Origin of the sequence: Fulvivirga imtechensis AK7, assembly GCF_000331535.1 — a bacterium.
Lineage (GTDB): Bacteria > Bacteroidota > Bacteroidia > Cytophagales > Cyclobacteriaceae > Fulvivirga > Fulvivirga imtechensis.
Map to the genome: position 1 here is coordinate 71082 of NZ_AMZN01000008.1, position 25472 is coordinate 96553.

The 25472-nt window shown below is 41.6% G+C and carries 13 protein-coding genes; 11 read left to right on the forward strand and 2 right to left on the reverse strand.

The genetic code is table 11. The features are described 5' to 3' along the window. The first annotated feature begins 28 nt into the window (after window positions 1-28). Window positions 29-3415, forward strand: coding sequence for a DUF7948 domain-containing protein (locus C900_RS03550; protein WP_483788250.1), 3387 nt, complete (start codon window positions 29-31; stop codon window positions 3413-3415). A gap of 233 nt (window positions 3416-3648) precedes the next feature. On the opposite strand, the gene C900_RS03555 is transcribed toward C900_RS03550, so the two are convergent. Together C900_RS03555 and C900_RS03560 are read right to left on the reverse strand one after the other, a co-directional pair. Continuing rightward, the gene (locus C900_RS03555; RefSeq protein WP_009578227.1) at window positions 3649-6705 is read right to left on the reverse strand and encodes an ATP-binding cassette domain-containing protein; all 3057 of its coding nucleotides are present in this window, start codon (window positions 6703-6705) and stop codon (window positions 3649-3651) included. 112 nt (window positions 6706-6817) lie between these two features. Continuing rightward, window positions 6818-7714 (reverse strand): hypothetical protein, encoded by an 897-nt coding sequence (locus C900_RS03560; RefSeq protein ID WP_009578228.1) that lies wholly within the window; start codon window positions 7712-7714, stop codon window positions 6818-6820. A gap of 266 nt (window positions 7715-7980) precedes the next feature. Here C900_RS03560 and C900_RS03565 point away from each other — a divergent pair, with 266 nt between their 5' ends. The 10 genes from C900_RS03565 (at window position 7981) to C900_RS03615 (ending at window position 25471) form a co-directional block, all read left to right on the forward strand. After that, a complete protein-coding gene (locus C900_RS03565; RefSeq protein ID WP_040495484.1) occupies window positions 7981-8388 on the forward strand; it encodes a response regulator in 408 nt (135 codons plus the stop codon). Window positions 8389-8798: 410 nt separating this feature from the next. Then, the gene (locus tag C900_RS03570; protein WP_157493878.1) at window positions 8799-9467 is read left to right on the forward strand and encodes a hypothetical protein; all 669 of its coding nucleotides are present in this window, start codon (window positions 8799-8801) and stop codon (window positions 9465-9467) included. A gap of 2 nt (window positions 9468-9469) precedes the next feature. Further along, window positions 9470-10183, forward strand: coding sequence for a hypothetical protein (locus tag C900_RS03575; protein ID WP_009578232.1), 714 nt, complete (start codon window positions 9470-9472; stop codon window positions 10181-10183). Window positions 10184-10277: 94 nt separating this feature from the next. Next, complete coding sequence (locus tag C900_RS03580) at window positions 10278-10544, forward strand: hypothetical protein (RefSeq protein WP_040495486.1); 267 nt, start codon at window positions 10278-10280, stop codon at window positions 10542-10544. Window positions 10545-11018: 474 nt separating this feature from the next. After that, window positions 11019-12764, forward strand: a complete 1746-nt coding sequence (locus C900_RS03590) for a TonB-dependent receptor (RefSeq protein WP_009578234.1) — start codon at window positions 11019-11021, stop codon at window positions 12762-12764. A gap of 53 nt (window positions 12765-12817) precedes the next feature. Beyond that, the gene (locus tag C900_RS03595) at window positions 12818-13225 is read left to right on the forward strand and encodes a GxxExxY protein (RefSeq protein WP_009578235.1); all 408 of its coding nucleotides are present in this window, start codon (window positions 12818-12820) and stop codon (window positions 13223-13225) included. A 20-nt stretch (window positions 13226-13245) separates the two neighbouring features. Further along, on the forward strand, window positions 13246-18369 hold the full coding sequence (locus C900_RS03600) for a fibronectin type III domain-containing protein (protein ID WP_009578236.1): 5124 nt from the start codon (window positions 13246-13248) through the stop codon (window positions 18367-18369). A 3-nt stretch (window positions 18370-18372) separates the two neighbouring features. Next, complete coding sequence (locus C900_RS03605) at window positions 18373-20133, forward strand: fibronectin type III domain-containing protein (protein ID WP_040495490.1); 1761 nt, start codon at window positions 18373-18375, stop codon at window positions 20131-20133. Between the two features lie 2 nt (window positions 20134-20135). Further along, on the forward strand, window positions 20136-20771 hold the full coding sequence (locus C900_RS03610; RefSeq protein WP_009578238.1) for a hypothetical protein: 636 nt from the start codon (window positions 20136-20138) through the stop codon (window positions 20769-20771). A gap of 14 nt (window positions 20772-20785) precedes the next feature. Continuing rightward, window positions 20786-25471 (forward strand): hypothetical protein, encoded by a 4686-nt coding sequence (locus tag C900_RS03615; protein WP_040495492.1) that lies wholly within the window; start codon window positions 20786-20788, stop codon window positions 25469-25471. The last annotated feature ends 1 nt before the right edge of the window (window position 25472 follow it).

A 25472-nucleotide genomic window follows, 5' to 3' on the forward strand; every position in this document is an offset into this window, starting at 1 on the left:
AGTAATTAGTGTCTCTAAGAAAACGCCAATGTCCGCGTTACGCTCGTCCCAAAAATGCTCACGTACCCCAGTACGCTCCGCTTTTTGGCACTTCACAAGCCTTGACCTTGACGTTTTCTTAAAGCCACTTAGAGTTTTCTTACAAACGCTAATTATTGGACTCTTCGTTGGCCTGTGCAGCGTAGGAACATGCGCTTCCGGGGACCCCGGTATCAAGTATATACAGAACAAGGGCCAGTGGTCTCAACAAGCTTTGTTTGCAGCAGATATACCGGGAGGTAATGTGTATGTAAGAGACAATGGCTTTATGTACATTTTTTATGATACAAAAGCCCTGCATGAAAAACACGAAGGTTACACAGATCAAAAAGATTACCTGCCCTCTGGACATAGATCGGAGCATAATCCTTCAACAGAAAACCTACGGCAGCATCTATTTACGGCAGAATTTATCGGGGCTGATTTTTCCAGGGTTACCCCTCTGGAACAGGAAGCCACAAGCTACAACTATTTTCATGGCAATGATCCCTCGCGCTGGGTAAGCGGAGCCAAGGCATTTAATAAATTACTGCACGCTGATATCTATCCGGAAATAGATATGATCACATATTCGAAAGGATACAGTATGAAATATGACCTTGTGGTCAGGGAAGGCGGTGATCCTGATCAGGTAAATATAAAGTATGAAGGTCTTGAGGACATCTATCTGTCGGAGGGAAGCCTTTTTCTCACGACTTCGGTTAATGAGGTACAGGAGTATCAGCCCTATGCCTATCAATGGGTAGATGGGCAGAAGAAACAAGTGGTCTGTGAATATGTGCTTCAGAATAATATCCTGAGCTATTCTTTTCCTTTAGGTTATAATCCTTGTTTGGAGTTGGTTATAGACCCTATTCTTATCTTTTCTACTTATTCCGGTTCACCCGCAGACAACTGGGGCAATACGGCTACCTATGGAGAAAATGGTAAGCTCTATGCCGGAGGGATTACCAACCATTATCGTGGAGGCGCTTTTTTAGGGGAGTTTCCTGCAACCCCTGGTGCATTTCAAACTTCCTGGGGAGGGTTATGGGATGTTGCCATTCTAAAATATGATTCCAGTGGCTCGGAGTTGGAATATGCTACTTATCTCGGGGGTAGCGGCTCAGAGACCCCGCACAGTATGATCATTAACAGCAAAAACGAGCTTATTATATTCGGAACCACCAGCTCCGCTGATTTCCCTATAACCACAGATGCATATTCAGATACATTTTCAGGAGGCACCTCAGTTACACCGATAGGAGGGGTGCCGTTCGAAGACGGAACGGATATTTTTATTGCAAAATTAAACCAGTCGGGCACCAAACTGTTAAGTTCTACATTTGTTGGAGGAAGTGATAATGACGGCATCAATCCTTCAGAAAGTATTCTTACGAAAAACTATGGAGACCAGCAGAAAGGTGAGGTGTATATTGATGACGTTGATGATATTTATTTTGTAGGCAGTACCAGTTCAAATGATATATTCTCTGGCAGTACCGTTTCGTTTGAAAACCAATATCAGGGAGGGATGACTGATGCTATGGTAGTGAAAATGTCGGGAGATCTCACAAGTATGATCTGGGGTGGTTATCTTGGAGGCGCGAGATCAGATGCCGGCTTTTCATTAAGGGTTACCGAAGATAAGCATGTAATAGCTGTTGGTGGTACCGAAAGCGCAGATTTTCCCACAGTAGCAGGGGGTATTCAATCTGTATATCAGGGCGGTATAGATGGGTGGATATGTAAAATTGCAGCTACCGGTGATTTGATAACGAATAGTACCTTTTTAGGTACTTCAGAATACGACCAGGCATACTTTGTAGATCTCAATAGTGCAGGCGAGGTGTATGTGCTGGGGCAGACAAAGGGTGTATATCCTGTAATCGGTAGTGTGTTCAACAATCCGAAAAGTGGCCACTTTATACATAAACTCACTTCGGATTTGAGCGCCACGATTTTTTCAACTGTTTTTGGTGAACCAAATATTCAAAGGCCCAACATAGCACTTACGGCATTTTTGGTTAATGATTGCAACAACCTTTACGTATCGGGTTGGGGAAGCACGAGTGGATCTTTTTTAGGTAATAACTACGTAGCTTTAGATGCTGCCGACATGCCCACAACAACCGATGCACTCAGACAGACTAGCAATGGATCGGATTTTTATCTAATGGTATTGGATGCAAATGCAACATCACTTCTGTATGCAACCTATTTTGGAGGGGATGGTTCGATAGTTCATGTAGATGGAGGCACCAGCAGGTTTGACAAAAGAGGTATAGTGTACCACTCGGTTTGTGCCAGTTGTTTTGAAAATACCTCTACATTCCCTACTACGGAAGGAGCCTGGTCGCAGGTTAATGGCGCCTCCGGTGGCTGTAACAATGCCGCTTTTAAATTTGATCTGGCCACCCTTAAAGCGCGGTTGCAAACCAATTCTGTAGCTTTTGATCAGCCGGGGCTCTCAACAATATGTATGCCTGACGATATTGTATTTCAAAATTTCAGTATTGGAGGTGAAGTTTTTGAATGGAACTTTGGTGATGGTACGGCTACTACCCGTACAGATACGACTTATATTGTGCACAACTATAAAGCTCCCGGACAATATAAGGTAACGCTCCGGGCAATTGACCCCAATACATGTACAAGTGAAGACCTTACCTCAACAATAGTGGAGGTGGTAAAGCCAAATGTGACAGTTAGCGATGATAGTCAGCTCTGTGAGGGCGATAGCTTTAGATTAGAGGCATCAGGAGGTGTCACTTATCATTGGGTGAGTTCGGATAGTACTGTTATTTCTGATGAGCGTACACCTGAAGTGAGCCCCATTGACACCACACAGTATTTTGTAACCATTACCGGTGCAAAAGGGTGCATTGCCAGGGATACTGTTACCCTGGAGGTAATACCAAAGGTGGAGGTGGAATTTGATGCGAAAAAATTGTATGACTGTTTCTCCCGACCTCCCGTAAAACTGATAAATAAAAGTGAGGAGGGGGAAAATTTCCGGTGGCTCCTGGGAGATGGAAACACATCTGACGATGATGAAATGATCTATGAATATGGACAGGATGGCGCTTATACGCTAACACTCCTTGGAACGAGAGAGTTTTGCGTTTTTGAAAAGAGGATAGACCTTAATCTCGTGACCATAAAAGTACCAAATGTTTTAACACCCGATGGCGGGGGGCATAATGATGTTTTTGAAATAGTTGCAGGCAGTAGAGTTGATCTCAAAATATTTAACCGGTGGGGTAAGCTGGTGTTTGAAGATAATGATTATCAAAACACCTGGTCAGGGGAAGGAGATGCAGCGGGGATCTATTACTATGAGGCCGATATTGAAGGAGAAGTGCTTTGCAAAGGATGGGTGCACCTCATTAAGTAGTGTCTATAAGAAAACTCTAAGTGGCTTTAAGAAAACGTTCCCTCCAAAGGGGGGGGGAAGTCCCAAAAAGCGGAGCGTACTGAGGTACGTGAGCATTTTTAGGACAAGTATAACGCAGACATTGGCGTTTTCTTAGAGACACTAGGTAAGTTAGGGATATCCTCAAAACAGGATCCACAAGATCAACAATGTCAAAAGGAAGATGAGCAAGGCGATAATATCTTTGTGAAACTTCATCTTCTTGCTTTCCGGGCTGCACTTTCAAGTCCGTTAATGATTTTACGAGGTATATTGAAATAGAGGGTAACTATTAGCAGTAATGACATAGCCCAGATCACACCGAGATTGAACCGTAGGGTGTCGAAGGTTGCCCCCAAAAAATGTTTTTTTGGTACATAGAACTGCGCCCGGTAATCTAGCAGGTGCTTTGGTTCGGGGTCCTTATATATCGGAAATATTTTCTGTACCAGTTCCCCATGTGCTTCTATGATCCTGTGCGGCTCATTTTGGTTTTTTACGATCTCTGCTATTGTTTCGTTTTGATACCGGTCCTTGAATGCCTCAAAATCCTTTCTTTCCTGCTCTGTTTTAGTCAGGTTCACGATCAGCTTGTCTTTGGCCTGATCCGCTTTATTATACCTGGCAATGTAAAACGCCCGTAGTTTTTGAAAGAAGGGGTATAATTCTCGATAGGCTGTGGAATCAAATTTTTCTATTGTCAGCAAATCGAATTTATCGAATTTATCATTGCCTACTATTTTTAATTCTTTCTCAATCTCACTTCTCAGCAGTGCAAGATTTTCAGCAATATTCTCCCTCACAACCGGATCATCATTTTTGAAGTTATTCAGATTATACTCCATTTTTGTTTCAAGGGTAGGGATATAGTATATTTTCTTGTAGTCGGCCTCAGCCATCACTTTTTCGTAAGGATAAAACATTTCCTCATACTCATTATCCTTAAACTGCGTTACCATAGCTGCTTCAAAAGCCCATCTTGATGCCATCAGATCGCCTACCAGCGGTACCTCGCCAGTACTGCTCAGGTCGGGGTTTAGCTTATCAAATTTCACCACCACTCCACTTAGCACCAGTTGAGGTATTAGTAGAATAGGGATCATTATATAAATTGTAACGGCTGAATTAAATGCTGATGAAATATTTAAACCCATGACATTGGCCAGACATGAAGTAGAAAACAGGATCAGCCAGTGAGTAAAGAGCATGCCATCAATTTCAAGGATCAGGTTCCCAATAAGAGCGAAAGTGAAAGTCTGAATAGCCGACAGGGTAAAAAGAATAACAATTTTAGAAGATATATAACTGCCTCTGCTCAGGTGCAGAAATGCTTCCCGTTTAAGTATTTTCTGATCTCTTATGATCTCTTCAGCGCTTACGGTCAATCCCATAAACAGCGCGACTATTACACTCATAAAAAGATAGGCAGGGATATTTAAGTTCTTGCTAAAGAAATATGTTGGGTCCTCTGAGTGATAAGTGTTGTAATACCGTACAATGTATGCCAGAATAAAAGCCAATACTGGGGCTTCTAGCAGGTTGATGATAAGATACTGCTTATTACTCAGCTTTGACAACAGGTCACGCACGGCAAAAAGCTGGAGTTGCTTTAACCTACTGGGAATATTCAACGTGGAAACAGGGGCCTCTGCAGCAGGCTTAACTTTTGCCGGTTTGGTTTTTTCATTAAAAAATTGATTCCATTGCTCTGGTAAGATCTTCCTTTCATTGGTGAAGTTGCCATACTCATTGATCACTTTTGTTTCAATGATGTTGAAGATCTGCTCCGGGTTTACATTGCCACATTCATGGCACTCTCCCTGATCACTGTTGATCAGGTTGATAATCTCTTTGAAATAAACTACAGCTTCAACAGGGTTTCCATAATAGATTTGATACCCTCCGGTATCCAGGATGACCAGCTTATCAAACATCTTGAATATATCCGATGATGGCTGGTGGATGACCACAAATATTAGCTTTCCTTTCAGTGAAAGCTCTTTCAGCAGATCCATGATGTTTTCGGAATCTCTGGACGAAAGACCGGACGTTGGCTCGTCAACAAAGAGGATCGAAGGTTCTCGAAGTAGCTCCAGGCCTATGTTTAACCTCTTTCTCTGCCCGCCACTGATGGTTTTGTCAAGCGGTGATCCTACTTTCAGATCTTTTATGTCCCGCAGGCCAAGATTATTAAGTGTTTTGATCACTAATTCTTCAATTTCTGCTTTTGACAGTTGATCAAAACATAGTTTAGCCGCATAAAATAAATTCTGGTGGACAGTCAGTTCTTCAATTAGCAGATCGTCCTGAGGCACAAATCCAATTACACCTTTTACAGCATTTGCCTGTTGATGGATGTCAATTCCATTGATGAGCACCTGGCCTTCGGTGGGGCTGTCATTTCCATTTAGTACATTAAGCAAAGTGGATTTTCCGGCACCACTGGCACCCATTAACCCAACAAGCCGGCCGGATTCTTCAGCAATATTGATATTTCGAAGCCCAAGCTTACCCCCTTTAAATTTATATGAGATGTGTTTTGCTTCAAAGGATATCCGTTTTTCGCTCCCCTTTTTGATGAATTTGCTGATAACATCTCCATAATAGATAGGGGCGGTTTTTTCAGCGCGCAGTGTTGAACCAATAGCCAACACACTTTTCTTTCCTGATTTAAGCGGAACGCCATTAAGATACAAATCAGAGTTCCCCTGGTATTTGATAAAGTATGTGTCGGCTTTTTCCAAATGAAGGATAGAGATGAAGCCATTGAGCCCTTCTCGATACAAGTGTTTAAAAGGAGGGTCTGTGCGCTTATTTCCATCTACGATAAGTATGGATTCGGAAGAAAAATCCTTCAGTTCCTTACCTACTACGAATATCTTGATCAGCTCTATTTCTTCCTCAGATACATTAAATGCAGAACCAATGGAAGCAACCAACTCCTCTTCTCGCTCTGATATATATCCATCTGCAAGAATGATCCCCATTAGCTCAAGAATAATAACCACCTTTTGCTTCTGAGTCAGCTCCTCATTTATTTGAGCGCAAATTGCCTGAATACGCTTTTGTTCCTCTTCAATGTCTATATTTTCATCAATGATAATGGAGTCGCTATAGGTATCAAAAAGCTTGAGATAATGTGCCACTGCATTTTTATTCAAATGGTCAAAGAGAAAAGCCTCGATTTGGTCACGCTCCTGATCGGTTACTTTGTCTTCCTTAGCTACAATAGCAAACAACTGTATTATAGCTTTAAGTAAAGGTTCACTCATGGGATGTACTAATAGACAATGAAAAAGAGAAAATACTAATTTAATTCTTTTGGTGAATAAAAAAAGGGATCGAATTCAATTCGATCCCTTTTGTCTGCTTTATATCATTTTTTTATTCAGTAATAGAATTTCTGATCTCAGCTACTTTAGAAGTTATTTCAGCCAGTGTGTCGTCAGTTAATACAAGATCAGCGCGGTTTTTCTGTATTTGATCAGCGATGTTAAGCGAATCGTAATCTTTTTCCAGTTCGCGAAGGTCTGTGATCAATTTATCCACTGGTGCACTGTTCTCAACAGTTCCAAGCATTTTTATAAGGTCCTTAAGAGATTTTTCCTGCTCAAGCACCACCCTGATAAGCGGAGTCAAAACGAGATTTCTGCTATCATCGGGAAGAATATCTTTAGGGTACGTTTTGATCAATTCGGTAGATATATATAATCCTTCGATAAAGCTTCCGGTGATGATCAGTGCGGCCAGTTTATTTCTGTCATCATCTTTCAGGTATGCTTCCGTATGGTGAATAGTTTCATTTAAGAGGTATGACAAAGAGTCTTTTCTTGAAAGGTTACTTTCAAATCTTTTGATGAGCTGGGTATCAAAAGCGCCAGTAACACCAAGGTTGTCAGCCAGTTTTTTTGCTGAGCTCATGTAGGTAAGTGCTTCCTGAACTTTGTCATAAGAAACAAGGTATCCAATATCGGCAGCGTATATCCCAAGGTTTAAAGCTGCTTTGTCATTTCGTGAAGCGTATCGATCGGCCTTATTATTATCATTGATCAATGACTGGTTAAATTCTGCACCTGTTGCTTCGAGAAGGAAGGGTATCTCAGATGGGGACGGTATTTCATAAACTACTTCCTGGATCTGTTCTTTCAGATCAGATTCCGCCCGGTCAAATTCTTCAGCGGCTTGATCCTTTTTTTCTTCGCTGGTTTGATTACCACAAGAAAATAGCCCACCAAGTAAAATTAAGGATAAACATAAGGATCCTAGTTGTTTATAATTCATAGTTTTCAAAGTTAATATATGATTCTCCAATTTTAATATATTTTTTTTGCGTATGAAACATAAAACGGATTTTTTGACTTAGATCAGGTTAAAATTAAAAGCTCTGTTTCACTTATTTATAAGAAGAGGCAGATATATATGTTTACAAATATTTAATAAATAGGATATTTCCTTCAATATGCGAAAAACAGCATAGCAACGATTGGATTCAACTATACGAATAATTATAATAGCCTAAATTTTTTGGACCAGAATTTCAGGGATAGATGAACAGACCATGTGCCGAGGTTGTCATGTTGGTTGATGATAATGAAATTGACATTTTTATAAATCAAAAGATCTTAGAGTTTAATCGTTTTGCTAAGAAACTTTTAACTTTTAATTCCGGACGTACCGCACTTGATTATTTAGGGTCTTCAGCATTGGAGGATCTTCCTGAAGTAATCTTTCTGGATCTCAATATGCCGGTTATAGATGGGTTTAGATTCCTATACGAGTTCTCCAAATTTCCGGAGAAAATCAAAAAGAAAAGTTCCATTGTAATACTCACCAGTTCTGACAATCTAAGAGACAAAGAAAAGGTAAAGGTAAATGTGGACGTTATCCAATTTCTCTCCAAGCCGCTTAATGATCAGAAAGTGGATAAAATAAGAATGATGCTACAGAAGGTGTGATGCTGGTTCAGTTTGAAGTTTACCTTTTACTTTTTTTATCACTATCAGCTAATGTTGAGTTAAGCATACTTTAGCCATACCAAGCTTTGTTATTTTTGTTCCATGCTGCCTTAAAAAATATGAGCATCCCGAAAGCTTTCGGGATGCTCATATTTTTTGCTTTGCCTGGAACAAAAATAACAGCAACTTATACGGCACAGTACGCTTAACTCAACATTAGTGTACAAATTAGATGTTTGAACGCATATTACAGTAAAACATAAAATAATTAATATTTTTCTTGAATCTTCTGATTGGTATATATTAATTTGTAGATTGAACTATTTTTGAAATTATGTCAATCTGTCTGTTTAGCAGCTTTTTGCTTCATCACTAGCCTTTGTAACTCCTAACCAAATTTATCCCGTAAAGTGAATAAAATAACAATTCTCCTAACTATTTCTTTGTGTTTGTCAGCCGCTGATCAGGTTGCTGGTCAGTCTTCTGTTGATATGCTTGACGCTTATATGCTGGATATCAGAGAAGGTTCCCTTCAGGCTGTACCACGTGAAATCATCACCGATCAGCAGAACGCATCAGCTTTGATCAATGCTTTGGAGCAGTATTATAGTGATAGCGTGGTGTCTGTACGTGCAATGGCTTATGATCTGTCAAAGAGAATTGCATTAGGTAGTGACAACAATAGCGTTAGACAAGAAGTTGTTGGCGTTCTAATTTCCGCACTGAGAGATAAGGATTCTGGCGTAATTGGCAGAGTAGCTACCGGATTAACCTATTTTCAAAAAGATGATTTTACACCTGCGTCCACTAACTCTCTTACCGCCTTACCTGATCCAAAGCAGCCGCACCTGGACAAAGTAATCATGCTGACCGGGTTTGTTGGTGGTCCTAATGATATGGATGTATTAAGGAACCTGGCAAACCAAAGCATTGGAAGGAACGCTAAATGGAGTGCATACCTGGTAATGGCACGTTTGGGTGATGAGGGTGCTCTAATAAGGGTGTTAAACAGCGTTAAGAGTCGGTCACTCAATGATGATGTGGTAGAGGAATTACCGACAGTGCCGGAAATACTGTAATAGTGGATGGCAATGGAAATGTTCATAATACCGGAGGGTCGAATCAAGATGGAGATAATACACCACCTGCGGTGACAGACAGTACACAATATCTTATTGTGTTTGACAAAAATCCAAATCAAACCTATGGCTTCGACAAGAAGGAATACGATGCACATCTGAATAACTACAATACCGCTGTGATCCATGAAGAACAGTATATCATCCCCTGGAAATCTGTTCAGAGTGGTGGCATCGACTATGTAGATGTGCAGAATGCTCAGGCAGACCGGCAGGCAGCTTTCCCTGATGCCATAGGCTTCAAAACTGCCACCAGGACACTTTCGGCTCAGGCAGGAATGGATGACAATAAAAAGAAGCTGAGTGTCATCGGAACCACGCATGAAAATGTGGAAGAGGTGTTGGTATATGTCATTCGCAAAGATGAAGAGGGTAAGGATACCGAGGAAGTGGTGGGCAAACTGAACGTGATCAGCTATGATCAGGTCTACAATAAAGTTTACATTGTTCCGGTCAACGGTAATGGATATCCTTACAACCAGACCTCACTGGCCAATGAGCTAAACAGGATATACGCCCAGGCGGCAGTGCGATGGGATGTGAGAATGCATGCAGGCATTCAGGTAGACTGGGATCTGGATGGAGATGGCAAAATGGACCACGAAGCGCCCATCCGATTTCTTCAACGCCTTCAAAATATTTTCCCTCAAACTTAACTCATCGAAATTAGTTTTATTAAATATCCATTTCAACTTCCCGAGTTCATCAAACTCTGGATTTGAGAGATCTTTTATAAATTGATTCCTTATAGTGCTACACATAATCGGTTCGAAGGCCTACCTCGCCATGGGTATTTTTTATGCTGTTATAGATTTGGGCCAGGGTGAGACTTTGTTGGAAACGACTCTGGGGAAGGATATAGAAGTTAACGGGATTACTATCCCCCTGGTTAGTTATAAACCTGATATTGTTCATTACAATGGCAGAATATGGTATTTGGACAGGCATGAGGGGAAGTACTTTTTATTCGGACGGGGGTGCCAGACACAGGGGAAATTGCTTTTAGCCAGTATTTAAGTGAGCTTAATTCGCCTTGCTATTCTCCGCAGTTTCATGAGGATAGAATGTATATACTTGATCAGGAGGGGACACTGCATATTTTCGAATGGTAATAGCTGGTGCTATTTTAACAAAATTGTGTAGAATGAGAAGGATAAAAATTTCAATGTTCCTCTGTCTTGAGAAACTTTGAAATATCTGGTTTATATTGTTTAATAAAAATAACATAAAATAGTACATGTGTATGTTTATTATTATATATTAAGAAAAATTTGGTATTTTTGAAATGAAAACGCTAATTTAGAACATAATTCTTATGAGGAGATAGTTATATTTACATGGTATTTAAGATATTTTTTAAATACTATGATTAGAAACGACAAAAAGTTTAAAATACCATACATTTATTTTTAGAATGCGTGTCGCAACATATAATTCATCCTATTATCTTAGAAGTTTGATTTATATTATAATTTTAAAAAATTGAACTTTTTGAGTAATAGGAATTCGGGTTATTGGTGTAAGTGGATATTATTTACTATCACAGCTCTTTGTGGTGTAGGCAGTAACGTCCATTCCCAAAACCTTGAAGCTGTTGGAAAGGAGAGTCCCTTAACAATAACGGGTGGTGTTTCCTTAAATCAAATCCTCTATGCTGTTGATGGTATGGAGTCCAGAAGGGATCCATATTCCTATTATGCCTCTGGTAACATTAATTTCAACCTTTATGGGTGGAGTGTTCCATTATCTTTTACCTATTCTAATCAACAGGGTTCTTTTCAGCAGCCTTTCAATCAATATGGTTTGCATCCCACCTATAAGTGGGTGACCGGGCACCTGGGATACGCAAGCATGAATTTTTCACCATACACTCTGGCCGGACATATTTTTTTGGGAGCAGGGATAGAGGCAAGACCGGGGAAATGGAATGTTAGTGCCATGTATGGCAGGCTTCAGAAAGCCGTGGAGCCTGATTCGACCAGTGAGGGAACTGTAGTGCCGGCATTTAAGAGAATGGGGTATGGCGTTAAGGCAGGGTATGCAGATGGTAATGATTTTGTCAATATTATCGCATTTCGGGCCAAAGATGAAGAGAACTCAATATCATATGTTCCGGATGGGGACGACATTCTTCCTGAGGAAAATCTTGTATTAAGCGTAGCTGGTGGTAAAGAGTTGTTTTCCAGGATAGTGTTAATGGCAGAATATGCCATAAGTGGTATAACCAGAGACACCCGAGCACCGGAAGCTAGTTTGGAGAGTAACAAAATCTTTGATAATGCAGGTCCTCTGTTTACACCCCGATTATCCTCTTCTTATTACAGCGCATTCAAAACTGGGGTAAATTACCAGGCCGATGCCTATTCTATAGGTTTTGGCTATGAGCGTATTGATCCGGGTTACAGAACACTTGGTGCATATTTCTTTAACAACGATATGGAGAGCATTACCATGAATACTGCTACCGCATTTTTCGGTGGGAAAGTAAATGTGGCGGCTAATGTTGGGGTACAGCGGGATAATCTTGATAACACAAAGGTGAGCACAATGAAAAGAGTTGTAGGATCAATGAATATTGGTTATGCTGCCAGTGAAAGGTTAAACTTTTCAGCTTCTTATTCTAACTTCCAAACTTTTACTAACATCAGGTCGCAATTTTTAGATATCAACCAATTGACGCCTTACGATAATCTGGATACCCTGAACTTCACTCAGATTTCTCAGAACGCCACTTTAAATACTAATTATGTCCTCCGTGCCGACAAGGAGAGAAGGCAAAATATTAATCTTAACCTTACATTCCAGGATGCTTCCGATCAGCAAGGTGGTGTAGAACAAAATAGTGGAAGCCAATTCTATATGGCCAACGCGGCTTATAGTGTAAGTCTTGTGCCTCGTAATCTTACCATTACCGGAGCTTTTAATTATAATGAGAATAAAGCTGCTACTATAAATTCAATGACATTAGGCCCCACCCTGGCTGTTAGTAAGACTTTAATGGAAAGGAAGATGAGAGTGAGCATTTCAACCTCATGGAATGAATCATATACCAATGGTGATAAGATGAGCAGAGTAGCGAATCTAAGAGTTGCCGGAGGTTATATTATTAAAAAGAAGCACAACTTTAATCTAAGTCTGGTAACTGTGAATAGAGAAACGGATAGCGAAGGAGGAGCCAGTTCATTTACAGAATTTACAGGTACGCTGGGGTATAGCTATAGTTTTAGTAGTAGATAATTTATTGTCAGTACCATGATTATAAGGATTGCAGGATGACCGTGATTAAAGATATGAAATATGGAGAGCTAACCAAACAGATAATTGGATGTGCTATGAAGGTGCATTCAACGCTTGGGAACGGCTTTCAGGAGGTCATATATCAGAGGTGTCTGGCTATTGAACTTGGGGAGGCGGGCATAGGGTACGAACGAGAGAAAGAAATCCCCATTTTTTATCGGGAAATTGAAGTAGGATTAAGACGTGTTGACTTTCTGGTTGAAGATAAGGTGATGGTGGAACTTAAAGCTGTGATACAAATGGAAGATGTTCATTTAGCACAGGCAATGAACTATTTAGAAGCCTACAATCTGGAAATAGGGCTGTTGATAAATTTCGGAGCACGAAGTCTGCAATTTAAAAGAGTGCACAATAACAAATTCAGGACGCTTAGAAATCAAGATAATCAGGTAATCCAATAAATCAAGGTACTGACAGTTTAATGATAAAGAAAATACTCATATCCTTCCTAATTCTGCTAACCTGCCTCTCAGGTTATAGCCAAACCTACCCGGTGCAGGCTACCACTACCATTATACCTCCGTACTCGGTGTATTTGGCAGATTACATCACTCCAGGGTCTGAAAGGTTGGCTTTAAACATTTTCCTTGCGGACATTAACCGTCCCGAATTGAATGTTAGGCTTAGACTGAGGATAGAAGGTTCAGGTATAAGGATAGAGACAAAACCGGAATACCTGCCACCGCCAATGGTCCTGCAGGGAGGTGTTCCTGAGCGGTTGATAGCGGCCGATTTGATCAATTATTTTAACCCTGGCAATCTAAACTTTCAGGGTATTACCAGGCAGCAGTTTGAAAAAACAGGAGCGCTTCCCGAAGGAGTATATCAGTTTTGCTTTGAGGTGCTGGAGTATAACAGGGGCGTGAAGATCTCCAATTCGGCCTGTGCAGTGGCCTGGCTGATCCTTAACGATCCCCCGATCATTAATTTACCAAGAAACGGAGAAAAGCTTAAGGCACAGGACCCTCAATACATCACCTTTCAGTGGACCCCGAGACATACAGGTTCCCCTAATTCAGCTTTTACAACAGAGTATGAGTTTTCGTTGGTGGAAATATGGCCCGAGGGCAGGAATCCCAATGATGCGATACTTACTACGCCACCGATATATGAAACTACCACACAAAGTACTACTTTGATATATGGTCCGGCAGAGACTCCCCTGGAGCCCGGAAGGCATTATGCGTTCAGGATAAGAGCAAAGAGCATTGTTGGAATAGAAGAATTGGATCTCTTCAAAAACCAGGGCTATAGCCAGACGCACATGTTTATCTATGGTGATCCTTGCAATTTGCCCGATAATATTTCCGCTCAACCACTAAGTAGCACTCGCTTTAAATTGGATTGGCAGGCACAGTTCAACCATACCTCGTTTGCTGTCAGGTATCGTGAGGCAGACACAAAAGATGCTGAATGGATAGACGAAGATCTGTTTTTTGAAGAGTTGGAGGTGAATTCATTGAAACCAGGTACCACTTACGAATATCAAGTAGGTGCCAGTTGTGGTTCTATCGTTGGCGAATATTCTCCGGTCGCTAAAGTAACAACGGAAGATAGAGCGGAGACGGAATTTGCATGTGGTACCGAGATGGCTGATTTTAACCTGGATAATCAGCAGTTATTAGAGTCGCTACAACCCGGAGACTATATTTACGCGGGTGATTTTGATGTGAGAGTAGACAGTGTAACCGGTAGCGGAGGTACTTTCAGTGGAGGAGGAAAGGCGGAAATTCCATTTCTGAAGTATGTCAAAGTTAGAACCACTTTTGAAAATATTAGGGTAAACACCGACTATAGAGTAATAGAAGGGAATGTTTACACTTACTGGGATCCAAACAGTGGTATGATCTACGATGGAACAACCCCTGATGAGGACCAGGGAGAAACTGACAGTGACGATGGCAGCGCGGGAGATGAAGGTGAAAGCGAGGGTGGAGAGGACTCACCTGCAGACTCTGTCAATATAGATGCGCCTATTGATAACATTTTCACAGATTCTACAGGGACTGTTATTGTAGTTACTACGGAAGGAGATACAGTGCGTGTTGAGCCTGGTCGTGATGTCGTATTTACCGGTCCCGATGGAGAATCCACAACCGTAGGTCCTGGCGGAGTAACTACTGTAGATACCAATGAAAATTCTGGTAGCGGCTCAGGAGGCAATGGAGGAGGTTCAACCGATGGCACCTCTACCATTGCAGATGCCGATTTTGCCTTTGGGCCTCTAAGTATAAGATTTGCAGAACCACCTGAATCATCGGGCGCTGATTCTGACGGCTATTGTAAGTTTGAAAATGTAAAAGCTTCATTTATTATTCAACTCAATGGTCAGGATGATTTGAGTTTACAGGGTAATATTGATAGCGCACGGATTTCATTTAAAAAACATTGTGAAAATGATGAATACAAAGATGTTTCAATTACGTGGTCACATAAATCCGGTGTGAAACTAGGTTCGATCAAGTTTATTGATGTTAGTGTAACCAGTATCGATCTGGATATAGATGCAGAAGGAAAAATAAAAGGTTCAGTTGGATTAAACGCTGCACTCAATGAAGATAAGCTTGTTGATAGCGTGCTTCTGGTTAAAAAGGGCATCAATGGCGATTTTAAATTTAACTACAATGAAACCAGCACTTTCAAAGGATTTTTCAGCTTTGGCGGTATTAAAGATATTAATATTGACCTGGTAAAACAGGGCCAGGTGTTGGGTTCCCTGTCTAACGGTGTGTTCAATGACGAAGGTATCCTTACAGGCGATGTGAGTGCACGATCCGGAGTTGTAAAATACCAGTCAGATGGCCTAACAGTTTCCGTAGACAAGTTTGATGCAAATATAACTTATTCATTGCTACAGGGGCTGAAGATCAATGCCGGAACCGGGCAATTTACATTTTCCAGGATGCAGGGCTTAGAGGGTACGCTACTTATAGGTCTGGATATCCGGGAAGATATTTTTACAACCAGCATCATCAGTAATAACTTATCCGGATATGGACTTGCGTTTTCCAATATGAACATCCGAGCCCTGATGACCCGGACATTTGAGGTGAAAGAGGTGAGCGGATCATTCAAGATCCGGCATGCTGAGATTAACGGTGCCATCAATATTCAGGAATTTGAATTTTTAGATGGTAAGCTTACGAAGTTTCAGGGCAATGGACAGGTGATTTACGATGGATTAACAGTCAATATTACCAATACAAATTATAATGTAGAATCAGATGTAATTGTTATTGACGCCAATGTAGAAGTGAAGAATGGTGATATGACCATTGCTGCATCCGTTGAAGACTTCACGATTGACCGGCAAGGTAATGTTAATTTCGGAGGCTACAATGCTAGTGTTTCCGGTAGTATTTACTGCGGTCCTTTAACAGTTGCCATTACTGGCGAAACGGAGCAATTGAAGGGAGGTACCTGGAGAGAATATGAAGCTGAAGCATCTTTTCGCCTAAAAATGAAGACGGCCAAAGGGGTAGATAAGGAGAAGGTCATTGCCGGAGCGAAAGTTAAGTTTACTAAGCACAAGAATAAGGATATTTATCGTGCGCTAGAGATCACAATGGACGGTACAAATATTCCCATTGGAGAAATATATGGTATCAAATCAGACATCAAAGGCCTTAATATAAAGATAGCTTCTGACGGGGAGTTCACTTCTGATCCGAACACTGTGGCTGAAAATGTTACGATCAGTGGGGAGAGCTTTATTAAATTGAAAGCATCACTTACTGAAGATAAAAAGCTCCACCAACTAGTCACTCTAAAGAAGGGGCTGGAGGGTGAGTTTAAGTTCAATTTTGAGGCAGGTAAAGAGTTTAAGGGGTCTTTCGACTTCGGAGGGATCAAAAAAGTAAATCTTTTGGTAGAAAAGAAGGGACAAGAGATAGCCAGTCTGCGCAATGGAACATTGAGCAAAGAGGGAATACTTACAGGAAAGATTACAGCCCTTCAGGGAGCGTCCTACAGCACAGGTGGATTTGATGTAAAAGTTGATAAACTGGAGATGGATGTTCAACTCAATTTTGCTGACAGCGTGAATCGATTTAATGTGCATAGTGGTTTGGGTAAGCTGACCGTTACCAACATCACCGGAGTGGAGGGTACTTTTAAAGTTGGGCTTAATTACGGAGTAGACAACAACTTTGCTGCTGAATTATTGACTTCCGAAAGCAGCGTTTCTGCGTTCGGGATGACTTTGAAAGACCTGAATGTGAAAGCCGATTTTAACGATGAACTGGAACTGAAGAAAATTGAAGGTAACCTTAAAGCAAGCCATCCGCAGTTTAATGCTGATCTAAACATTTCTAAATTCAAGCTTGAATCAGGCGAATTGAAGGTATGGGAGGCTAGCGGAGCCGTTGCTTATAAGAACTTCAACTTTGAGTTAACCAAGTCATCGTATGTTAATCAGAAACTTTCTATTACTGCCAAAGTCGAAATTGATGACGTTGGCAAATTAGCAGTAGATAAATTTATCATTGACAAAGACGGGGCTATTTCAGTAGGAAGGATTGCAGGGGAGCTGAAAAAGCCTATGGTGGCGATGAAATTTGATGCTACATTTAAAGACAGTGGTTTCCATGGTAAATTTGACGGTGATATCAAGTTTATAGCAGTTAGCGGAGCGCTTGATTTCGGTACAGAGAAGGATTATACCTATGGCTATCTGCGCTTAGCTGCTGAAGCCGATAAGGGGATACCCCTCGGTCCTACAGGACTTCAACTAACAAAAGTAGGTGGCCAGCTCGGATATAACTACTATCTGAATTTTAATGCCGGAAGATTTACCGGAGGTCCAAGACAACACAACTACTTAATAGGGTTGACCTTGGGCGTTTCGGATGTTGCCAATATGTTCTCAGCCGAGGGAACCTCTGTGGTGCAGTTCGGGAATGATAAGTTGCAATTGAGCCTCCTGGGTAGCATACAAGCTCCTAGAAATAACCCGGTGATCAAATCCGACTTTAACGTCAACTACTACCTGCCGGACAATACCATTGATGGCTCGCTGCAGACAGAGGTTTCTATTCCTGCCAACTCAGGATTTGTTTTTGAAACCACCTCTCCTGCGAGCGTAAACTTTGCTTATGGAAATGAAAACTGGAGTGTAGAAGGAGGAGTAAGGGCTGCCTTATTCCGAGAAATCACATTTGTGGGTAATACCTCTATTACCAGATCCAGCTCCAAAATTACCGGATACCTCAGCGGACAAGCTTCTTATTACTATAGCAAGTCATTTAGTTACGACTGGACTGTAGCTAATGTAGAGGGAAGCCTGGAATTGGGATTTAACTCAAGCATTCGGGCGGACCTTAACGAAAATGGTTTCTCCGGCAGGCTTGCTGTCAATATTTTAGGAAGTGGGAGTCTGCGAGTCTACAATGTTTTGGGGTCCGTTTATGGCTCAGCGTCTGTGACGTGTAATGGGGAAGTTAGCTATCAAAATAATCAGGGCTATTTAAAAGGCGATGCAAAGGTAACCGTGCAAAGTACGTTGGTTGACTTCGAAAGATCAGTTTCAATCGAGAAAAGTTTTTAGAAGATGATGAAGAGTGTAGGTATTATATTTTTTCTATTGTTTTTTACTATCCAAACCTGGGCACAGGATATCCTTTTTCTTGGTGAAGGAAGAAAAGATGAAGTACGGCTGTTTTGGATACCTAAGAAACAATGGGACGAGGGCTTAAAGGGGTTTTACATAAAAAGACAATCAGATGGAAGTTGGGAAAAGCTCAACAATACGCTTATTGTTCCGGGAACTTTTGAAGGAAAACCCTTGGATAACCTCGGGCTTAGTAGGGGGGAGGTAAACCGGCTGGAAGATAAAAGAAGCCGGTTGATATCGTCTGGCAGTCTCAATTCTATTAGTACCGATCAGCTCATTACAGTCATGACTGACGAGCATGCTGTAAAGGGTATTTCCGTTATGTTGAATTTGGATTTTGATGTAGCCTTAATTGCGGGTTTTGGCTATGTTGACACCGACATTCCTCAAGCACGTGAATACACTTATGGTTTGTTTCCAGTTTATAACACCGGAGAAAGCAATGATCCTGTTTCTACTTTTAGTTGGGTTTACAATACATCGCCAGAAATTAACGTGCCCCTTCAGGGAACCAGCAAGGTCAACCAAAGGCGGAAGACTGTAGAACTGACCTGGGAGCTGGATGTAGAGGCTTATAAATCTTATAAAATTTTGAATGGGTTCAATATATATAGAAAAGAAGAGGGAGCACAAGGTTTTACAAAGCTCAATGATAGTCCTATTTGGGTGCCATTAAATGATAAGAAATCTACGCTGTTCTACAAAGATGAAGATATAGATACTGAAAAAAGTTATACATACGCTGCAGCTCCAGCCACTATATTTAATACAAGGGGAAATATGGCTGAACTGGAAGTGACAGCAGCCACTCATGCAGCAGAGGTCCAGCCGCCGGTTCTAAAGGATCCGCAGAAGGATCACTCCCTGAACTTTGAATGGAAGTTTGATGGTGCATCTGAACTATCAATTGCCGGTTTTTATGTACAGCTCAAGCAAAAAGACGGATTACAGTTTGATAATATTTCTGATCTCCTACCACCTTCTACAAGGGCGTTTAGCTATAATAATTTGCCCACAGCAGATAATTCCTACTACCATTTCAGGGTAATAGCAGTTAAAACTGATGGCCTCGAGCTTTGGAGTAACCGGAAGATATTCTTCAACAGGGCAAATACCCGGCCTTCTCAGCCGCTGGATCTACAGGGTGAAGTCAGTTTTTCGGGAGAAGAGGTTGTTGTGAACCTGACATGGACAAAACCAGCCCAGAATGCTGATCATGTTCGTGAATACCTTATCTATACAAGTAGTCCCAATCAGGATCGGGTGGTAAAAGAAGGTAGCATAGAACCTGTGACTACCGAGTCATATACTTATTCAGTCTACAGAGATCGGGCTGCTAACTACAGTTTTGCCGTAAGTGCCGTCAACGAGCAAAACGAGGAAAGTCCACTGAGTGGGAAAGTAACGATTACTGTCCCCTCGAAATCACTGCCATTTATCAACATCTGGCCAATTGCCAAAGATGGTAATGTTATAACGCTTAACTGGAAGTATGACGATGATATTACCGATCTGGCCGGGTTTAGGTTGTATCAAAATGGAGAGCTTATAGCTGATGAAGGGGCGCTGAATGCCAGTGCCCGGCAGTGGATTTCCCCTCAACTGGATGCGGGTAACTATACCTATGAAATAGTGGCTGTTAGCACGAGCGATGTGCAAAGTGAAAGGTCGGATCCCAGAAAATTTGAAATAAGGTAACTATGAAAAAAGTATTACTTATTATATTGATGGCTTTTAACTACGTAGCCATGGCTCAGGAGCTACCCCCGCCGAAGGGGTTGAGCGCCAGTTTTGTGGTTGAAAATAATGAAAGATATATTCTGCTTAACTGGGAAAAAGATGCCGGTGACACACTCACCACAGGATACAATATCCTGACTAATTTTCCGCCTAAGGAAGACCTTCTGATCTTAGGCAAGGCAGGGGTAGTATATAAAACAAGCTACAAATACAAGCTTACAAATAACCGTGCAGCTAAATACCGTTTTGCTGTTATGGGATTGCAAAATTTTCCCCGGCTTAAAAGAAGCAAGCCCAGTGAAGTGGTAGAAGTGCTCGTGCCATCTTCAAGCCTACCTAACATTGAAATTGAAAAAGCATACTATAAGGATGGAGCAATAACTCTTATATGGGATTATGATGCTTTTATAAGAGATGTGAAGGGATACCACGTCTACCTTAATGGGCAACTTATTGAAACTATTGAAAAGCCTGGACAGATGCTCTGGACTAAGAATTTTGAAGAAAAAGGCAAATATATATTTGAGATTGCAGCAATTACCACCTCAGGTGTGCTCAGTCGCAAATCACAAAAGAAATTGGTGAAAATCGAGTAAAGTTTGGATCTGAAATGAAGAAACACTTAACGATATTCCTTCTCCTTATAACGAGTTTGTATAGCTATTCCTTTACAGATCCTGCAACCGGAGATAAGGGAAATAAAAAATCCACCTCTGAAAAGGAAGAGCAAACAATAGTAGGTGCAATATCAACTTCTGCATCAGCATATACACCCCCTCAAACGAGGAGATTTGCTGATTTGGGCAATTTTTTTGATACGGAAAATTTTCCCGACCCACTTTATGCTGAGGATTTTGAGGCTCCGCTGAGTGATACGCTGGAGTACCATTTACAACGGGCTCTTGAACTGGACGAGTTTATAATTGCCAATAATAAGTATGCTGAGATTCTGGATGAAAAGACCCTGATCGATATGCCTGTCGGTCTTAAAAAAGAGGTCGGTGGGCTGCGGTATAGTATATCGCTAGACAGTATAGTAATGACTCCACGCGGAGCTTACCTGATCGCTTATATGGTATTCGAGGAGCCTTCCAGTGGTAAGAAACTGGCGTTTCGCGGGACCAATATTAAATTAACAAAAGCAGGTGGACTAACAGGAAATGCCCGTTTGGAACTTATCGGAGATCAGCCTATCAATTTATTCGGAGATAACTCTGTTCTGACCCTTCGGGGAGACGGATCAACGTACGTAGAGTTTGATTGCAATGGATTTAAGATGATGGGCATCGGTGCGGATGTGCTCTTTTCAAGAGACATGTTCGTGCCTGAGAATGCTGATGGGTCGCAGGGTAGCGGTCGCGTGAAGGCCAGTTTTAATACCACACTTACCAACTGGAACGATCTTATCGCAGAAGTTGAAATGCCTGCTTTCCAGGTAAAAGGATTGGAGGGAGTCGGATTTAAAGTGAGCAATGCTGTATTCGACTTTTCAGACTATCGCAATGCTCCGGCAGTAAAATTTCCGGATGACTACCAGTCAACATTGATGCTCCCTGAATCCCCTGAACTCTGGAGAGGCTTTTATCTAAGGGAACTTACTATTTCCCTTCCAAAACAGTTTAAGTCGAAAGGCAGCACTGAAAGAAAAAAGTTCAGTGCTTATGATGTACTGATAGATAATATGGGCTTTACCGGCAGCCTGGTGGCTACAAATCTGATCCAGAAGCAGGATGGGGATATGAATGGGTGGACATATTCTTTGGATAAGATTTCCATAGAGCTACAGGCCAATAAATTAAAAGCCGGAAGTTTCAGTGGCGATATTGTGATCCCGGTAAGCAAGGAGGATCGCTCCTTTCAATATTCTGCTATTATCAATCCTGACAATGAATTTATTTTCAATATCGAATCTGCTGACAGTATCGAATTTGCCATGTTCAAAACGAGCAGAGTGGAAATATATCCATCTTCTTATCTGGAGGTAAAGGTAAAAGATGGTGAATTTTTGCCGAAGGCCAATTTGCATGGTACCATGAACATCACGGCAGAGCTGGGCAAGGCAAAAAAGGGTGTAGAACTCGCTGATATAAGTTTTGAAAATCTACAGATCCAATCGGTAAAACCATATATAAAGGTCGGTAATTTCTCTTTCGGTTCCGAGGCAGGCCAGCAGGCGATGGCCAATTTTCCGGTAAGCATCAATAACATCGGGATGAAGAATATCTCCGATACAGAGGTGGGCCTGGATTTTGACTTGCTGCTAAATCTTACCGGCTCAGATGGAGGCTCTTTTGCGGCTGATGCCGGTTTGACCATTGTAGGCGAGATGCCTGCCGGATCCAGCACTCAGAAATGGGTATATAAAGATATTGATGTCAGAAAAATAGCCATTGACATCGATGGGGGAGCCTTTAAATTTAAAGGTAGTCTTACTTTCTATAAAAATGATGCTGTTTACGGAGAAGGCTTTAATGGGCAGGTGGACGCGGAGTTTAAACCTGGAATAAAGGTAAAAGCCACAGCAATTTTCGGTAATGTTGACGGTTACCGGTATTGGTATGCGGATGCGATGGCCTCGTTTTCATCAGGTATACCCATATTCACAGGTGTAGGTGTTTATGGCTTTGGTGGAGGAGCCTATTACCGCATGGCTATGGACACCCAGGGAGCGGGAAGTGAATTGGGAAAGACGGTCTCCGGTGTTGTGTATATACCCAAAGAAAATGCAGGGCTTGGTCTTAAAGCCACCATAGAAATTGGTTCACATCCCAAACCGGAAGCTTTCAATGGAGATGTGACTTTTGAAGTAGCCTTTTTTAAAGGTGGGGGTATCAGGTATATATCCTTTAAAGGTAATGGCTATTTAGCGACCCCTCCAGCGACCGGGGCATTAGCAAAGCTGCAGGAGAAAACACAAAAAATGGCCGCTGCTGTAGCCAAGCTTGAAAAGGCAACTGGTGGTGGAGCGCTCCTGGCTTCAAATTCTGAGAATGATCAGACTACAACTCAAATTTACGGACAAATTGGTGATGCTGCGGGAAAGAAAGGGCAGATATCCGCACATGTATTTATTAGCTATGACTTCGAAAACCGTGTGCTTCATGGAAATTTTGAAGCCTATATGAACGTAGCGGCAGGCATTATCAAAGGCGTTGGTGATGGTGGTCGTGCCGGTTGGGCAGTGCTTCATTTTGCTCCCGATGAATGGTATGTATATGTTGGTACTCCTGATGACAGAATTGGACTTAGTATAGGAGTCGGTCCAATTCGGGCTCAGGCTACAAGCTATTTCATGGTAGGAACAAGTATTCCTGGCAGTCCGCCACCTCCAGCGGAAGTTTCTGATATTCTTGGAGGGGTAGACCTTGATTATATGCGTGACCTGAATGCATTAGGAAATGGAGCCGGATTTGCATTTGGAGCGGCGTTTGGCATCGATACAGGCGACCTCACATTCCTGATGTTCTACGCTAGATTTGCCGCAGGAGCCGGGTTTGATATCATGTTAAAAGATTATGGTAATGCTAGCTGCAAAGGTGCAAGTGGCCCCATTGGCATAAATGGATGGTATGCGAATGGTCAGGCCTACGCTTTTTTTGAAGGAAGAATAGGCATACGGGTGAAAGTTTTCGGAAGGCGAAAGAGCGTTGATATTCTAAGCATAGGAGCAGCCGCGGTATTACAGGCGAAGCTGCCCAACCCATTCTGGATGAGGGGAATGGTTGGAGGTAGATTTAGTGTTTTGGGAGGTTTGGTGAAGGGTAATTGTAAGTTTGAAGTTACCCTGGGCAAAGAATGTGAGTTAGTAGGTACGGGAAGTGTAGTCGAAGGAATAAGAGTGATAGCCGAGGTGACACCGAACGATGGAGAGAAAGATGTTAATGTGTTTAATACCCCTCAGGCCGCATTTAATATGCCTGTTGATGAGGTTTTTGAAATGGTTGATCTTGATGACAAAAAGAAGTCATTTAGAATCAAACTGGATGAGTTTAAGCTGGTTTCAGGTGGTTATGAGTTACCAGGAGAAATCCAATGGAATGATCACCATGATGTGGCAGCTTTTAATTCTTTCGATGTATTTCCGTCAGAAAAGCAAATTAAGGTGATCGTGCAAGTCAGCTTTGAAGAACGTGTTTCTGGAGCCTGGGCGCCAGTAGTGGTAGATGGAAAGAAATATACAGAAAGAATGGAGGCAGTATTCACCTCTGGTGTGGCCCCAGATCATATTCCTATGGAAAACGTAGCGTATAGTTATCCGGTCGTAAACCAATTGAACTTTTACAAAGACGAGTACAACAAAGGATATATTAAACTAAAAAAGGGACAGCCTTATCTATTCCAGATAGAAGATGAATGGACACAAAAAGGACGGTTTACTGCAACTTCAGGAACAAAGTCATTTTTTAATTTTACATATTCCAGTGGAAACAAGGAAGTAAACTTTAGTATTCCTGGAAATCTTAAAAACGACCAGATCTATGCTTTTGAACTGGTGAACTTGCCAGCCAAAGCTGCCGGGGCTATAGACAGGAACATAAGCGATGTGGCTAACAATCTTGAAACGGGAGATGAAGATATTGACATGGAGGTGACAACAAAGGAGGCTGAGGGAACTATTGAGGAGTTGCAGGAGAAGGCGGTGTTTAGTGCCTACATGAAAACAAGCATGTACTCTACCTTTGCCGCAAAGGTAAACGCTCAAAGTGTTTATGGTACCTATAAGGGGCTGTTAATACCTTACGGTATTCACTATCTAAAATCCTATATCACTACAAGTGAATATTTTGATAGACCGGAGGTACTTGGAACAGACTTTACGGATGGGGAGCCATTGATCTCTTTGGAAGCAGATCTGGCAGCTAATACTTACTACAAAGATTACATCCACCCCTTGATCTATGACGGATATCCGATTAACGGAGATATTAAAATTACCTACCGGAATGTCAGTGAACTTGGGTTGGTGCCAGTGAAGGCCACCTATATCAAACAAGAGCAGAACGACCGGGAGCTAACAACAACGGATATTAGCCTGGGATCATTAGGGGATTATTCAAACAACCTGAGCTTCAGGTATAACTTGCCGTATTATATGGCGTACGATTTCTTCGAGATACAAAATAAGGTGGTTCAGAGATATATTAATGACCAAACTTTTTCCCCAAGAATTGAAAAGATCATATGGGGACAATTTCCGAGCATACCATCTGGCACATACGACATTTATATGAAGTACAGGTTGCCCGGAAAATCTGATTATAAGTCAACTAAAAAATTTGTATTAACCTACTACTAGC